This is a genomic window from Paenibacillus xylanivorans (genome assembly GCF_001280595.1).
GTDB lineage: Bacteria > Bacillota > Bacilli > Paenibacillales > Paenibacillaceae > Paenibacillus > Paenibacillus xylanivorans.
This window is the reverse complement of sequence record NZ_LITU01000053.1, coordinates 91,933-108,841: the sequence shown is the minus strand read 5'-3', so window position 1 is coordinate 108,841 and position 16,909 is coordinate 91,933. Positions and strand designations below refer to the sequence as shown.

The window sequence follows — 16,909 nt, the reverse complement described above, 5'->3', positions numbered from 1 at the left end:
CCGCCCGACACCAGGGAGCGTCACAAGCTGATCATGTTCCTGCGGTACATCACCGCCATACTGCTCTATTAAAATTCGGCACATGTTCTGAATATGCTTGGCCTTGTTTCGGTACAAGCCGATACGCCGGATATCCTGTTCCAGCTCTTCGAGAGGAACAGCCAGATAATCGGCAGGGCTGGTGTACTTTTTGAACAAGTCTGCGGTTACCTTGTTTACCGTTTCGTCGGTGCACTGGGCAGACAGCAGGACAGCTACAGTCAATTCAAACGCATTGCTGTGATTTAATTCGCAATGTGCATCAGGAAACATCGCTTCCATTGTCTCGAGTATATGCCTAACAGTGGCTGCATTCATGAAGAGCTACCTCCCACAAAATGACTCCACGCGGTGGAGCCTTACTTCGAAGCTTCTTTCGAGTACTTTGCGGGGACCCCAAAAATCTTGCAAAAAAAACGTCCTGATACGGGAAAGATCCCGCATCAAGACGGTCATTCTTTTGATCCTCGAAAAGAAACGATTACTGTTTTTGGATCTCCAGTACAACGTTGTTCAGGAGATACAATACAATATTATCATTATCTTTGAGAGATTGCACGCTTAAAGTGTTGTCACCCTGGTGAACAAATGCGCCTGTACCCAGTGCAAAACGATAATTCGTGTCCGAAGTAGACTCGCGTTTAACCAAAATTTGATTACCGACTCCATCATAAGACCAGAACTGTTTGCTCATAACTGTTAACACTCTGAAACGAGTCGAATTATCCGTATCTTTCGTCATTTCAACACGGTCACCTACGGTGAGGCTGCCCAGCGTGGTTAACGTAGATCCCGATTTGACCACTTTTACAGCCCCGCTTACAGGAACCGTTTCACTCTGACCGTTAAACAGCTTCAGTGTGACTGACGAAGCATCAACAGATGTCACCTCCGCAAGCGTGCGTTTAACCACCTGGACTGCTTTAGGTGTAGTTCCCTCAAATGTTACGTTAATCAAGTTGCCCGCTGTCAGCTGTGATGCCGTAATAGTCTGACCGCTTTCTCCTGTTAGCACTGCTTGATCGACATAAAACTGACTTGTCAGCGAATCCGATTTCACACGAACGCGACCATTCGTCTCTACAGAGACTACTTCGAATTGAGCCACGGTGTTCAAAGCCACTTTCTGCACATAGTCCTGATTCGAACCCAGCGTAACTGTGACACTATCGCCGATCTTCAAATCACTCAGACTTGCTCCAGATTTGTTGTAAATCTCGATCGTTGGAACCGTAGAGTACGGCACCGTGATCGTTTGGTTTCCAGACAACAAACTGATTTTTCTGCCCGAAGTATCAATGCTGTTGATTGTGCCTTCGTACTTGTAGATCACTTTAACAGATAGCGCACGAGTTCCCACATATGTCAGATCCAGTTTGCGGCCGTCATTTAACAGCGACTCCAGCCCAGCAAGTGTAGGTTTTGTAGTGTTGTAGTCCAGCTTGGTTTTGTCATCCAGTGTGAACACAAACGGTTTTTTATTGCTGTCGAGAACCGTCAATACTTTAGTTTTGCTATTGTAGGATACAACAGAAACCCCGTTCATCGGTTCCATCTGACGTCCGATCACTTGAATGCGTGTCACACGATCTTCAGAATTTAACGTAAGCTCAACCTGATCTCCATTTGTTGCGTCTGTAATCAGATCACTCAACGTTGCATCCTGGATTCCGTTAATGATTACTTCCGGCTTTTCTACCAGCAGCTTCGCTTCCAGAGATCCACCTTCACGTTTAAACGTCAGTGTGGATTGGTTACCACCGATCTCAACTAGTGTACCGCGTAGAGACTGCTCTACACCTTGCGACAATTCAATCGTTTGCAGGATGCTGTCTTTCACCGTATATTTCACTGCACTTCCTGCTTTGAGCTCAGCCAGCGAAAGAATTCGGTCCTGGTAACGAATGATGAGATTATCGTTATAAGTATATTGTTCTGTAGTTCCGGATGCATTGGTAAGCTTAATCGTTTTGGCAGAAGTCGTTACTTCAGTAACGACACCACTATCACTTTTGTTTACAATGCCAGACTTCACACGAATAACGACTGTCTTTTTGTCAGCCGAGAACGTCTCACGCTGTACCTCAATGGTGCTGTCTATTGTAATATCAGAAAGTTTGATCGGGTTTCCGTTCTGATCCATAAATGCCGTTGCCTCGTCATAGCTGTACGTTTCATAATTTTCGCCCACAAACAAGCCAATTTTATTACCTGATAATGAACGAGCGAAAGTACCTTCAACGCTTTCTACCTGCGGCGTAGCATCAATCACTTCAACATAGGAAGCTGTACCGGTAGTGCCTACAACCTGAACTTTTGTATACAGCTTCACATCCGCAGACGATGCACGGGATTCACTGTCTTTTGTAAAGTAAGGCGTACTGCTGTTCACTGCAAAGTTGACAGCTTTTCCGTCCACAACCAACGTGATCTGCCCATCTTTTAACCCAGTTACATAACCCGTGGATGTGTTCGGATACTTCATATCCGTTAACGTTTCGCCACGGCTGAAGAATGTAGCGAGTTGAGCACGAGTTACAGAGCCGGTTGGATTAAATTTGTTGCCATCTACACCTTTGGCCAGATCCAGGCTTACAGCCAGATTGATGTAACCTTTGCCACTTTCGGAAATGCTATCATTATCCGCAAATCCGGTAGATTGATTGTTTTGCGCTTTCGCTTCAGCATCCTTGTTCAGCGAACGGATCAGCAATTTCGTAATCCATTCACGTGATGCCGGTTTTTGTCCCCAGGATGTTTTGGACACATCCACTGTAGATTCTTCGGTTTTATCAATAAGACCCAGTTGAAGCGCCAAAGCGACATATGGCTTGAAATAGTTTCCCACTTCCATATTTGTCGGTAATGCCGTAGCCGTGCTGTCGTTCAACTGGTTTTCCTTGCTCATAAAACGGATCGCCATCGTCACAGCTTCCTGCTGCGTTACCGCGTCTCCCGGACGGAACAGGCCGTTGTTACCGAGAAGAATGCCTTGATAGGCCAGTTTGTACACATGTTTCTCAGCCCAATATCCGGCCTTGATATCACTGAACAAACCGGTTGGTGCAGCTGTATTGCTTGCAGTTGCAGTCTGTCCTTGCCCCGTATCTGTTGATTCTGCTGCCATGGCAGCTCCGCCGGCGCTAAGGGCCATCATGCCTGCAAGCACGGCTGAAACTACTTTTTTAGAGTGTGATGGATTGTTATATTTAAAAGTCACCTGTGATTCCCCTCTCTCATGTAAAACGGCCGATATTCCGCAGATTCACGGTAAAACAACATGCTGTACAACCTATTCGGATCGTGTCATTGGATGCTCAAGATCCACATGGCCCATCAAACTCTCGGATTGCTGGCCATCTACCAGCAAATCAAGTGATTTGACTTCATCAAATTGGAAAAACGTTTGCTTCAAAGCATCAATGGCAAACACTTCGCCACCTGCACCAAGACGTGCTGTATCCGGCATGTGAATATCCAGGGTAAGCGCACCGTCTTTGAACTGAACAGATTTCAATTCGATTTCTTTAGCCCATAGCGGAACAAGTTTGTCGTCCTTGCTTTGTTGAAGTGCTGCAAACGCTGCTTTGTATTTGGCATCATCCGAAGCATAAGAAAGTTCTGCCGTTGCTTTGTGCAATTCCAACTCTTCCAGATCTGTGTAGTACACATCAATGGTCTTCTTCTCATTAGTTTCGGAAGTTCCAGGCTTCTCCGAAGTAGTTTCACCCGACGGAGTCGTTGTGCCCTCCGTACTGCCTTCTGTGGTACCCGGTGTCGTTGTTGTTGTATCCTCCGGATCCACGGTTACAGGTTCAGTAATATCCGTCTCATTCTGATCCTCAGACGCATTATTCTCTGTTCCCGCACCTTGAGTCTGATTTGGAGCTGGAGCAGCTGTTGGCTTGCTTCCACATCCAGCAGCAACTGTCATCACCGTTACCAGCAGCGCTGCAATCCATAATTTTTTGTTCATTCTAACTCCGCCTCCTGATCATAAGGGCTGAACCCTTATTTAATTCCCAGATACTCCTTGATCCCTGCAACAATCCCTTTGGCTACACTGTTCTGGAAACTTTCAGTGAACAATGCGGCTTCATCACTCTTGTTGCTCAGGAAACCGGCTTCCAGCAAAACAGCCGGCATCGTTGTTTCACGGGTTACGTGGAGACTTGCCGTTTTTACTCCGCGGTCCTTCAGACCAGATGATTGCAGAAGATACTTGTGCATCACAGTAGCCAGTGCCTTGCTATTCGAACGGGTGTAGTAAGTCTCCACACCGTTTGCCGCTGCAGACCCGCTATTCGCATGAATGGAAATAAAGATATCCGCCTTCAATTTTTCTGCAATCTTCACTCGTTCACTCAAAGCCAAAAATGTATCATCGCTGCGCGTTAACACAACGTCAATGTTGGATTCTTTTTTCAGCAATGCTTCCACTTTCAGAGCCATTGCCAAATTGAAGTCTTTTTCCTTCTTGCCGGTTACACCGATGGCTCCCGGGTCCTGATTACCGTGTCCAGCGTCTACAACAACAACTTTTTTGCCATTGTTTCCAACAGGAGGTTGCGGTGTTGTAGTGCCTTCTTTGTTCAGATCAATCATAACCAGACCGGAGTCACTTTGCACGTCATAACCTTTGGCATTGCTCAAATCAATGACAAAACGAAGAGTAGAAGGACTATTGCTGTACAAGGAATAACGAATCTTCGACACATCCGGATATCCACTCACTACAAGCTGTCCATTCTGGTTGCTGTCCAGAGCTTGTCCTTCACTGAAAGAGTCAGCGAATGCGGTATTTGGCAAGTCTATAACGATTCGATCCGGTCCTGTCATCGTGAAGACGTTCGGCTTCGTATTTCCGCTTGTTGCAATCAAAAAGCGGTTGTCACTGAAGCTGATGCCGTTCACCAGTACAAGACCATCCTGATCCGATCCTCCACCATCATTACCAGAGTTCGGAGGAGTGGTTGTCCCGTTTCCGGAACCTGAATTCTGGGTAACTAATGTTACCGTCTTCGTTGTATTGTTCCAACCCACCTTAAGACCCATTTGCTCACCAATGAACCTTAAAGGCACAAGTGTGGTTCCATTTTTCACGAGTGGCGGGGCATCCAGGTTCACGTTACTGCCGTTCACCGTTGCCGTCTTCTGTCCAACAATCATCTGCATGGCAGTGTTGTCTTTGCTAATAGTCACGGTGCTTGTTGCCTGTTTCCAGTCCACACCATATCCCAGGCTCTCCGAAATAACCCGAATCGGAACCATCACTTTGCTATTGATGATTTCCGCTTTGGCATCCGAAGGTTGCACAATTTCTTTCCCATCTAGGATAATGTGCGTATCTGCTGCTGCATGACTATAGCCCGGGAAAACGAGCCCAAAGACAAATAACAGTACCAAAAAACCGAACTTCTTCATCCTTCACCCCTACCATTCTCATATTTTTTTGCCGCATGTTGTGAACCTTCAGCTTCGACTGACCACTGAGGCATTACCAGACACCTATTAGACGCCTCGTACTCTCAAAAGTTGCGAATATATTCCAACATAACAGAAAAAAAACGTTGTCAAATCAAGCTTTTTCTACATTTTATTGTCTGTATTTTCCCTTAATTATCAATTATGCATCTCCAAACAACGCACTACCCTGACCTTCATATTTGCGCACAACCCACATTAAAGACCCAAATATTCTACAATTCCGTCTACGATGGCCTGTGCACATTTGTTCTGATAATCTTCAGTCAGCATCATTGCTTCATCAGCTGAATTACTTAGAAATCCGAGTTCAAGCAGAACTGCGGGCATCGTTGTTTCACGGGTTACATGCAGACTTGCCGTTTTGACTCCTCGATCCTTAAATCCCGTAATCTGCAACACATGCTTGTGCAAAATGTCGGCTAAATCCTTGCTATCTTTACGACTGTACAACGTTTCAATTCCATTAGGAACAGGAGTTGTAAACTTGTTTCCATGGATCGACACAAAAATATTCGCCTGATTCAGTTGTGCAATATCTACACGTTGCTGCAGGGATAATTCCGTATCATCCTGCCTTGTAATCACCGTCTGAATCTCCGTATGTTGTTGCAGAAGTGCCTGAACTTTGAGCCCCACAGCCAAATTAAAGTCCTTCTCATAGGCGCCTGTCACACTGACGGCCCCCGACTGTCGTCCACCATGTCCTGGATCAATAATGACAACCTTTTTGCCATCATTGGTTGGCACAGCAGGCTGACTTGTTGGTTCTCCATTACTCGCCGCAAGGTCAACAAGCAACACGTTGTTCTCGCCCAGTGACCATTTGGCAGTCGCCACCTGACTCAGATCAAGGACCACACGCACTGTTGAAGGCGTTTGGCTGAACATTGCATATCGCACCTTGGAAACCAGCGATGAATCCGTAACCAGAATAGTTCCGCTGCCATCCGGATTGGAGGCTTGTCCCTGGATGAACTCCTTGGCAAATGTGGTGCCGGGCAGATCTACGATGATACGATCAGGTCCGCTGAGACTGGAAACCTTCGGTGTGATTTTCCCGTTCGTCGCCAAGATCAGACGATCCCCACCGAAGCTGATACTTTGAAGCTCAGACAGACCTTCCGGTTCAGGAGCTTCCACCGGGTCATTTTCATTTTCGGTACCTGCTACAGGAGGAATGCTAAATAGGCTTACTGTCTTGGTTCCATTGTCCCATCCCACACGAAGACCCATGCCTTCACCGACAAACCGTAACGGAACCAGGGTAGTCCCCTGTTTAATTAGAGGCGGAGAATCGAGACTCACCCGATTTCCATTCACGGTCGCAGCATCTTCACCTGCCGTCATCTGGATACTGCTGTTGCCTTTGAGAATACGAACGGTCTGGGTGACTTTCTCCCATTTCACCTGATAACCGAGGTTTTCAGAGACGATCCGAATGGGCACCATCACGGTTTTTCCAGTATTTTCGGCCGGAGCTCCCGACTGCTGATTAATGGTCACACCGTCCAACACAATCGAGGGAGACGAATCGGCATTTGCCATGACAGGAAATAAACACAGGAACAGAAAAACAAAGACTGCTGCCGACCATTTCTTCATACAATAACCACCATTCTGTTTGTCTTTTGAACCTTCGACCTGATTCGCTGTGATGCAACACTCGACTCTATCTACTCTTCCATAATCTACTAATCAGTTTATCAGATATTGTCACTTCATCCGGTTACAACGTTGTCATATTTAGTCGGAATACCCTGCAATTCGAAGACATAATTGCATCATTGCCAAATGCAAAAAAACCTCCAATTCGAACAAGGAACGGTGAAGTTCCCTGCGATTGGAGGTTTGATATACGAACTACAGATGAAAGATTAGACTGAGGCCGTTTGTCCAAACAATTTAGCCGAGTGGCGCTCTTCATAAGCTGTAATTTCATCATCATGCTGGAGTGTCAGGCCGATATCATCCAGTCCCTGCAACAGGAACTGACGACGGTGTTCATCCAGATCAAAATCGATATGCAGTCCGTATGCATCTGTAATCGTTTTGTTTTCCAGATTCACATTCATCTCATAACCTTCATGTGTCGCTGTACGCTGGAACAGATCTTCAACCTGCTCTTCCGACAGTTTAATCGGTAAGATCCCGTTCTTGAAACAGTTATTATAGAAGATGTCTGCATACGATGGTGCAATTACACAACGGAATCCGTAGTCCATTATCGCCCATGGTGCGTGCTCACGAGAAGATCCACAACCAAAGTTTGCGCGTGAGATCAGGACTGATGCCCCTTCATAACGGGGTTTGTTCATTTCGAAGGAGGGATTGTTGTTACCCTCTTCGTCAAAACGCCACTCGTAGAACAAAAATTGTCCAAATCCGGTCCGTTCAATCCGTTTCAAAAATTGTTTCGGAATGATTGCATCTGTATCTACATTGACCCGGTCTACCGGTGCAACGATGCCTTGCAGTGTTTTGAATTCTTCCATATCATTCGTTCTCCCTTCAATCCGTTCGTTGTTAGATAGCTGCTTCCGTTTTGAAATTCCAGTCACGTACGTCAACGAAGTGTCCTTTAACCGCTGCTGCAGCCGCCATTGCAGGAGATACGAGGTGAGTACGTCCTCCGCGTCCCTGACGTCCTTCGAAGTTACGGTTGGATGTCGAAGCACAACGTTGTCCTGGTTTCAATACATCCGGGTTCATTGCCAGACACATACTGCATCCTGCATCACGCCATTCAAATCCAGCCTCAGTAAAGACTTTATCCAGACCTTCTTTTTCCGCCTGAATTTTAACACGTCCCGAGCCTGGAACAACGATCGCTGTAACATTACTGGATACGGTGTGACCTTTGGCTACCTGTGCAGCAGCACGCAAATCTTCAATCCGTCCATTGGTGCATGAACCGATAAATACATAATCAACCGGAATTTCGGAGATCGGTGTTCCAGGTTCCAAGCCCATATATTCAAGCGCTTTTTCAGCTGCTTTACGTTCGTTTTCAGTTGGCAGTTCAGCCGGAACAGGAACTTTCGAAGAAATGTCGGTTCCCATACCTGGGCTAGTACCCCAAGTCACTTGCGGAATCAATGTTTCCACATCGATTTCAACCACATGGTCGAATTCAGCACCTTCGTCGGTTACAAGCTCTTTCCAGGCAGCAACCGCTTCATCGAATTTGCCATCGGCAGGTACGTATTCACGTCCACGCAGATATTCAAATGTCGTTTCATCCGGAGCAATCATGCCCGCTCTTGCTCCACCCTCGATGGACATGTTGCATACGGTCATACGCTCTTCCATGCTCAGTTCACGGATCGATTCACCTGTATATTCAATAACATATCCAGTAGCAAAGTCTGTACCGTATTTGGCGATAACTGCGAGAATCATATCCTTCGCCGTTACACCCGGGTTACGTTTGCCGACAAAACGAACTTCCATTGTTTTGGCTTTGGCTTGCTGCAAACATTGGGTTGCCATAACATGCTCTACTTCACTCGTTCCGATCCCGAATGCGAGTGCGCCAAATGCACCGTGTGTGGACGTGTGGCTGTCGCCACATACAATCGTTTTACCTGGATGAGTCAGACCGAGCTCAGGGCCCATAACGTGTACGACACCTTGATCGATGGTATCCAGGTCATACAGTTTTACGCCGAATTCACGGCAGTTTTGTGAAAGTGTGTCGATTTGTTGTTTGGAGATTGGATCCGTAATGTTGAAACGATCCTTCGTTGGAACGTTGTGATCCATTGTTGCGAACGTCAGCTCAGGGCGACGGACTTTACGGCCGCTCAGACGCAGACCTTCAAACGCCTGTGGGGATGTTACTTCATGCACCAGATGCAGATCGATATACAAAATGCTTGGTTTGCCTTCTTCCTGATGAATCACGTGGTTTTCCCAAATTTTCTCAAACATCGTTTTTTTACTCATCATTTTCACCTCATCATAAGTTCGGTCCTTGGAAGAGCCTCATATGTTCCTTTAAAAGTGAAGCTCTTGAATGACATAAATATATCACCCCGTCCTTCATTGTTCCAAGATATAATATCTATAGATGTAATAGGTTTAACCTATAACGAGGGAAAAGCAAATAAACCACTGCTATACGCAGAGGTTTCAATTGATAACAATTATCATTATCATATAAGTATAATACTACGTTCCAGCTTCTTCGCTGTCAATGCTTTTTATGCAAAATAGAAAAAAAAGCAGCCCTGTTACCAGGGCTACCATAATTATATCTCACCTGTTCCAGACGATCGTATTCCCCATATCTCTCCATTCATTGCAATCCTGCCTCAGCTGGAAGCGAATTACTTCTTGTCCCCACTGCTTTAATAACGAAATTGTAGACTTTGGCCGAATCTATGCCGTTTAATGTATAGCTGTAACTCGTCTGACCGCTTACCACCGGCACATACACGCTCCAATTCGTGCTGACTTTATCATTCTTCTCGTAAATTCGGTAACCTCGCACCGGCTCAGAGCTATTTGCTGGAGCTTTCCACGAAAGAACTGCACGGTTCGCTGACTGTCTTACTGCAATTGGATTTTGAACCGCGCCGGGTTTGACGTCAGTCCGTTTAATACTGTAAGCATCATAGACGGCAAGGGGTTTATCTTTAACTGCTGTGTAGGATGTAAATTTCAGCACGTCGCTTGTAATGGAAACATCCACAAACATTTTCTTGTTGGGCTGATCGTTTTTCGCTGCAAAAAACGTGTCTGCGTCTGGATTAAGAGCATAGAATTTCGAAGCGGCCGAGTTACCCATTAGATATACAGTCCCTTTGGGATTCAGTACATTTCCTTGCTCATCGGTAATGACATTCTTAATTGGAACGTTGTTCAGCATTTGAAAAGACCTCATATACATATGGTCATGTCCCTCAAACACCATATCCACACCCAGCTCATCAAATACAGGAATCAGATATTTCCGGTAAAATTCTACCCGTTCACTTTCTGCCGAAGCATTATCCCCTGAAGAATATGCTCCCTTATGCATAGAGACGAATTTCCACTTCTTGTCGGTCTTTGCCACCTGATTCCGCATCCATTCCAATTGCTTCGTGAACTGAATATCCGCTTTGTACGGCTTGACCTCCCCTTCGTACTGGGAATTGATTTGCATGAACAGGGCATCGCCGTATTCGAAAGCATACACCGACCCGTCATGAGCACCCGTCCCGACATCTTTTGGAAGATTAAAATGGTTATAGAAGTTATTATTCGGATAATCCTCTATCTCATGATTGCCGATGATCGGCGCAAATGGCACATTGGCAAATTCTTTTTTTGGCACACCCAAGAACCACTGCCACAGCTGCTCCAGATCACCGTCATCCGTTAGATCCCCTGTAAGAAGAACAAACTTGGGATCAACCGTTTTCTCAATAGCTCTCTTAAAAGTATCCTGCCACAGATCGAAATTCGATTTACTTGAGCCTTGGGTGTCGGTTACATAGAGGAAATGGAAATCCTGATTATTCGCCTTGTCCGTGGTAAAAGAACCCGCCTCGCTCCAGCCGTCCGCATCACCGTTACCGGCCCGGTACATATACTTGGTTCCAGGCTTGAGACCGCTCGCAATAACCTTATGACTGGCAAACTTTTTATACTTCTTGGAACTTCTGTCTCCTGACGTCATTAAGGTTTCAATAACTGTTGAGCTACCCTCATAAGAAGTGGCCAGTTGTTCCGGGAACTCGCTTCCTCCCGCATTGGACGCCTCCACCACTTGCACTACTGTACCTCTGACGGTTTCGGCTGTATACCAGTCAAAAGCGATACTTGTCTTTGGATCCCCATTAAAAGTCATGTTCAGCAGCGTTGGTGTTTTGTTGCCGGTGTCCTGAGACTTTGTCTTAAAGCTCCAGGTAATATCGTTGTCCGGTGTCCGGCCGTCCATAGTCCCCTTAAGGAGCTTTTTAGGGATGATCACCTTGTAAGTTTTGCCGGCCGTAAAATTAGGGTGGCTGACTTTAACCGTGTCTTGACCGAGCAGCGAGGCAGAGATGTTGTTAAGAGGGACATTGTTTTCCGTGATTACAACTTGATAACCACTGTCGAGACTGATGGCTTTATTAAACTTCACTGTGATCTCTGCGTTAAGGGAAACGTCTGCAGCCCCTGAAGCGGGAGTTTTGCTTACCTCAAGTGTGGGAGTGTCCCCAGGTTCGCCACTGCTGCGTGTTCCTTTAATGACTACATCTTTGATTCTGCTTGAGCCTGAGCTGGACACCGTTCCCCCGCTTACGCTTTTCGCGGAGTTTACCACCCAGCGGATATAGAGTACATCTTGATTGTTGGTTCCTGCAGGCAATGCGAGGTTCGTTAATTTGCAGGAATCATTAGAACAATTAAAATTGTTCTGGGCAAGAACCATTTTGCCGCCCGCAACATCTATCCATTCCTGCTGATTCGTACTGTATTGCACCTTAAAATCCCTGGGTCCAGTACTGGAAGAGGTTTGCTGTGAAGAGAGGAAAATACCTTCGAAGCCTTTGGTCGAAAGCGTGGCAAGCCAGTATTTAATGCCCGTTCCTTCATGCCAGCCCTGGTTGCGTACACTGTTTTCACCTGACTCATAGGTGTATGCATCTGTATTTGTTCCTACATCACGAATGGATGAAGCCGTTTGATATACCCCGCCGGTAGCCGGAAATATTCCGTTCTCGCCTTTGTCTTTAAAAATCCACTGGGCAATCGTTTCCTGAACTGCAGTTGCTTCGCTTGCAAGATCTTCCTCATTTCCTTCCCTTCCTGCTGAGACAAAACCGGTCAACTCCATCGCAAGCAGCAAACCTATAACCATTAGACTGATTACTTTGGAAAATCTGTTCTTGAGATAAGATTGGTTGTTATCCATTCGGCCCATCTCCCTCTTCATTAAACTCACTTATCGTCGAACCGCCGTCACCGAGAAGAACGGCGGTTCTGCTGCCCTTGTATTCCTGTTATTGGAGTTTCCAGTCGGTGACTTGAAGTACTGCTGAATCTGCGTTCTTCAGGTCTGTCTCTCCCATGTTCAGCAAATTGCTCCATTGCTTCACACGATTCTTCCCGTTAGGCGGAGAGTTGTAGTCATTCGTATCCACAATCTTGGTCCGTTCTTTATAGAAATTGGTCATGAAAGTCTTCTCATCCGTGCTGCTTCCTGACTTACCCAAAAGACCTTGAAGGGTCTCGGAGCCGCCGGTAGCTCCATGGTTCAGCGCTGTATCCACGAAGGAACCAATAGTTAATGCCGAGTTAAAGCCACGTTTGCGGGCCTGATCCACACTGTACTTAATATAGACATTGTAGAACGTTTTCCACATAGCCTCTCTCCACTCGGGATCATTCTGCAAATTGCCGATCTTTTTGCAGAAACTCTTTTCGCTTTCATTGATTTCGAGGATCTTCCCTTTCATCGAACCCTTGACACCGATCCGGGCCAATGCGCCTTTAACCGAAGGATTACTCGCGCCTTTGGCAGCGTCATATGCCTTGAACAGTTCCGGACCGTCGGGACCGGTATCATTTAATCCGCCTGTAGTCGCACCGAATATTCCAATCGTATACCCGCGGCGATCACCAATATCTTCACAATATCCGTAATAATTGGTCCACTTCAGATTGTCCTGCTCCGGTTTGTTGATAAGTATCATAATATTGTTCCACTGCTCACCATTCAGACCTGTGTTGTCACGCAAGAATTGCAGTGTTGTCGGTGAAAAATTAGAATCAGGGTTCCCTGCCGCATAACTTTTCTGTTGAGACGCATTGGACAAAGAAAAAATCATTGAAAAACTGAGCAGGATCAACAATGAAAATTTCATCTTCTTGGAAACCTTACTATTCGTTGAATTAAACACCGCAATCTCTCCCTTAAATTGAATAGTATAAGCGCTTTAACTTTTAACAGCAGTAAACCTAATCCCAAACATCTGAGCGTGCCACCCTCCTTTTCCAACACTTGGTAAATTCAATTCAAGCTTATCTCAAAAAGTTTGTCTAAACAGCACGTATTCTCTTGTAATTATTAAATTTTTATACATATATTGCTACATACTATAGATCAAGTCTACAATCCTCTTAGGAGGTGCTGAATGAAGCCGGTATTTTATGAGTCTACTCTTTTTGACATCAGCCGCAAGAAACAGGTATATACCAGCATGCCTTCAAGTCACTATCATGATGCATATGAGATTCTGTACTTAATATCCGGGGATTTTTATTATTTTATAGGGGACAGAACATACCAGGTTGCGGGTGGAACACTGTTATTTATGGATATTCACGAAAGGCACAAGCTGGTTAATTCCGGCTGCAATATGTATGAACGGGTTACACTGCTGTTCAAGAAAGAATTCCTGCAGCATTTCTGCACCGGAGGTCAATGTGAGGAACTGCTCAAATTGTTCAAAAGTGATTACCGCGCTTTAAAGATGACCGGGAAGGATCAGTATTTCATTGAACAGCTTTTTCAGAAGATGATCCAGGAGGAGAAGAAGCAAGCCCTCGGATATGAGCAGTACCAACAAATTTTATTGGTGGAGTTGCTCATCAATCTTAATCGTAAACTATTTGACAGCCTTGTAGCTCCATTGGTGGAATCCAATCGTACACACAAGAAAGTCCTGGACATCGTTAATTATGTAAATCAACATTATATGGAACCGCTTAAGCTCAGTGAGATTTCACGGCAATTCGACATAAGCTCTTCCTACCTTTGCCGAACGTTTAAAGAATCCACCGGGTTCAGCTTCATTGAATATATCAATAACATCCGTATTAAAGAAGCGCGTGATTTGCTGGTTGGCTCTTCTTTTAATGTTACTGAAATTGCGGGAATGGTTGGGTTTGATAACACCTCCCATTTTGGACGAACCTTCAAATTAATGATGGGCATCTCGCCGCTCTGCTTCCGCAAACAATTTAAATCTTAATAGCAAAACCACTGGAATACCCATCATTAGAGAAAATAAAATGCCCAATCTCTCCCCTCACACTTTTTGTTATAGTTTTCCCTATGTTGTATCAACCCTTTTAAGCAGTTTAAGCGTTTCACTTAAACTAATCATTTCTTATTTGTAGTGATATAATGATGGCATAACGAAAGGAATGACGTGTTGATATGGAATTCAGACAACTTCAATATACGCTGCAAATTGCGGCAGAGCGGAATTTCTCCCGGGCAGCCGAGAAGCTGCACATCGCCCAGCCTTCTTTAAGTCAGCAGCTATCCAAGCTTGAAAAGGAGCTAGGTGTACTGTTATTCCAGCGTAATACCAGCACCGTGGAGCTGACCCATGCAGGGGTGACTTTTGTAGAGCAGGCTCAGAAAATTATTGATGCAGTCGAGCTGCTCAGACAGGAAATGTCAGACATTTCCCAGCTGCGTAAAGGTAAAGTTGTTGTAGGCAGCATGCCGATCACTGGCTCCCACCTGCTTCCGCATGTGCTTCCCGCATTTCAGCAAGCCTATCCCGAGATCGAAGTAACCTTGCTGGAAGACTCCGGACTTACGCTTGAAAAGTTGACGGCCAGTGGCAAGGCTGACTTAAGCCTGCTCTCCCTCCCATTGCAGGAGCCAAGCTTATCTTATGTAACGATTGGTGAAGAACGAATTGACCTGGCTGTTCCCCCAAATCACCCTCTGGCACGCAGAGGAGATCCCGAACATCCGGTTCCAGTACGAATGGAAGAGCTTCGCGATGAACCATTTGTTGTACTGAAGAAAGGACAGGGTTTCCGCAAACTTACTTTTGATCTGTGTGAGGAAGCCGGATTTGATCCCAATGTGGTGTTTGAGAGTACGAATATCGAGACGGTGCAGTCACTGGTGGCTACAGGTATGGGGATTACGCTGGTTCCACGCTTTATTGCCCGCGCGCCCCGCAGTGAATTTGTTCCTGTTTATGTACCGTTGGCCGAGCCAACTCCCAGTCGTACCCTTGTAGTTGCATACCGCCAAGGACGGGTTCTCTCCAAAGCCGCGGAGGCGTTCATTCATACGTTCCAACAAACTGTTGCTGAACTCTCTCGAGGAGAATAATAGCTCTATCATCGTAATATCCCACCATACATGACAATAAAATAAACAAAGGCTTGACCCATAAGGGCCAAGCCTTTGTTCTATACTCGTCTCCCGCATCCGCAGGATAAAGTTCTTACATGGTATTAGCAGTACATCGTTACAGTACAATGTTGCTGATATCATTATTGAATTGTTAACGTAAAAACGTACATATGAGAATTTGAAGTTTGGCGGTTTATTTTCGCAAATTACGTTCACTTGTCAGCCTATTCTGTTGATTCACAAGGCGGCCTTCGTCCTGAACAGATTGATCAGGGGGTGATAGCCCTCCTGCCCCATTCTCTAAGAATGGCCTCAAGTGATCTACCCTAGTATTTTCCTGTTCCAGTCTCCTGAGCGTATCTTTCACATGGTTGTCCATTGATTGATCATCCTCCTTGGTGACGGGATAGTTATCATTACCCGCCTCCCGGAAGAATAAACACTTTATTGGAAAATTACAGATTTTTATTTGCTGCCAAAATAAATGCCAGGTCTGCGGTCTTCGAATACCGGAATACGGCCACGAACCTCATCCACAAGCGAAGGACGGATAATTCCGGTCACAATCTCTTCTCCTTCTCCGCCTTCAGCCACAATTTCACCCCAAGGATCAATAATGAGGGAATGCCCGAAAAATTCGGTGTCTCCGCTTTTCCCTACGCGATTGCAGGCAATTACGTACATCTGATTCTCGATGGCCCTTGCTGTAAGAAGTGTGCGCCAATGATGCAAGCGCGGGTTCGGCCATTCAGCGGGGACAATTAATGCTTTGGCTCCGTTCAAGGCAAGTGTTCGAGCAAGCTCAGGGAAACGGATATCGTAACAGATCGAAGCTCCAGCGGTGAGGCCGTTCTCCAATTCGAATATTTCCGGTTCTGCACCAGGCTGCAAATACTTCTCTTCATCCATCAGGCGGAACAAATGCAATTTATCGTAACGTGTCACCTGATTTCCTTCACTATTATAGGCGTACATTGTATTGAAGATTTGGCCATCACGTTTCTCCGCAATGGAACCGCCAACGATGGAGATTCGATGTTTTTGGGCAAAAGTCGCGAGCCACTCTCTTGATTTCTGGCCCTCCGGGTCAGCAAGCTCATGAATTTGTTCCAAAGCATAGCCCGTATTCCACATCTCGGGCAGCACAGCCAATCCCAAGTCGGGATACTGTTCTACCGCTCGTTCGAGCAAAGACTGCATATGTTTATGGTTGGCCTCAGGGTCTCCGATCTGAATATCGCCCTGAATCAGGGCTACACGCATTTCCCCTTGTTGTTGTTCTGTCATAACCAGCACTCCTCT

The 16,909-nt window shown here is 45.8% G+C and carries 12 protein-coding genes; 2 read left to right on the top strand and 10 right to left on the bottom strand.

The window, feature by feature from the left end; all coding sequences use genetic code 11:
* From AMS66_RS33630 to AMS66_RS10485, 9 genes are all read right to left on the bottom strand, one after another.
* On the bottom strand, positions 1-357 hold a 357-nt coding region (locus AMS66_RS33630; protein WP_236703327.1), incomplete at its 3' end, for an endonuclease III domain-containing protein.
* 163 nt (positions 358-520) lie between these two features.
* On the bottom strand, positions 521-3,259 hold the full coding sequence (locus AMS66_RS10520; RefSeq protein ID WP_053780745.1) for an S-layer homology domain-containing protein: 2,739 nt from the start codon (positions 3,257-3,259) through the stop codon (positions 521-523).
* Between the two features lie 72 nt (positions 3,260-3,331).
* On the bottom strand, positions 3,332-4,015 hold the full coding sequence (locus AMS66_RS10515; protein WP_053780744.1) for a GerMN domain-containing protein: 684 nt from the start codon (positions 4,013-4,015) through the stop codon (positions 3,332-3,334).
* A 35-nt stretch (positions 4,016-4,050) separates the two neighbouring features.
* On the bottom strand, positions 4,051-5,463 hold the full coding sequence (locus tag AMS66_RS10510; RefSeq protein ID WP_053780743.1) for an N-acetylmuramoyl-L-alanine amidase family protein: 1,413 nt from the start codon (positions 5,461-5,463) through the stop codon (positions 4,051-4,053).
* 258 nt (positions 5,464-5,721) lie between these two features.
* Positions 5,722-7,128, bottom strand: a complete 1,407-nt coding sequence (locus AMS66_RS10505) for an N-acetylmuramoyl-L-alanine amidase family protein (protein ID WP_053780742.1) — start codon at positions 7,126-7,128, stop codon at positions 5,722-5,724.
* A 272-nt stretch (positions 7,129-7,400) separates the two neighbouring features.
* On the bottom strand, positions 7,401-8,018 hold the full coding sequence (gene leuD, locus AMS66_RS10500) for a 3-isopropylmalate dehydratase small subunit (protein ID WP_053780741.1): 618 nt from the start codon (positions 8,016-8,018) through the stop codon (positions 7,401-7,403).
* Positions 8,019-8,049: 31 nt separating this feature from the next.
* On the bottom strand, positions 8,050-9,471 hold the full coding sequence (gene leuC, locus AMS66_RS10495) for a 3-isopropylmalate dehydratase large subunit (protein WP_053780740.1): 1,422 nt from the start codon (positions 9,469-9,471) through the stop codon (positions 8,050-8,052).
* Positions 9,472-9,823: 352 nt separating this feature from the next.
* The gene (locus tag AMS66_RS10490; protein ID WP_053780739.1) at positions 9,824-12,412 is read right to left on the bottom strand and encodes a metallophosphoesterase; all 2,589 of its coding nucleotides are present in this window, start codon (positions 12,410-12,412) and stop codon (positions 9,824-9,826) included.
* Between the two features lie 88 nt (positions 12,413-12,500).
* A complete protein-coding gene (locus AMS66_RS10485; RefSeq protein ID WP_236703326.1) occupies positions 12,501-13,328 on the bottom strand; it encodes a chitosanase in 828 nt (275 codons plus the stop codon).
* Between the two features lie 306 nt (positions 13,329-13,634).
* On the opposite strand from AMS66_RS10485, the gene AMS66_RS10480 reads away from it, so the two are divergent.
* Positions 13,635-14,474 carry an AraC family transcriptional regulator gene (locus tag AMS66_RS10480; RefSeq protein WP_053780738.1) on the top strand — a complete coding sequence of 280 codons (840 nt, stop codon included), beginning with the start codon at positions 13,635-13,637 and terminating at the stop codon, positions 14,472-14,474.
* Between the two features lie 188 nt (positions 14,475-14,662).
* Entirely contained in the window at positions 14,663-15,583 is a 921-nt protein-coding gene (locus tag AMS66_RS10475) for a LysR family transcriptional regulator (protein ID WP_053780737.1), read from the top strand.
* Positions 15,584-16,072: 489 nt separating this feature from the next.
* Here AMS66_RS10475 and AMS66_RS10465 read toward each other — a convergent pair whose 3' ends face one another.
* Positions 16,073-16,894: a carbon-nitrogen family hydrolase gene (locus AMS66_RS10465; RefSeq protein WP_053780735.1), complete on the bottom strand. Its 822-nt coding sequence runs from the start codon at positions 16,892-16,894 to the stop codon at positions 16,073-16,075.
* Positions 16,895-16,909 lie beyond the last annotated feature (15 nt).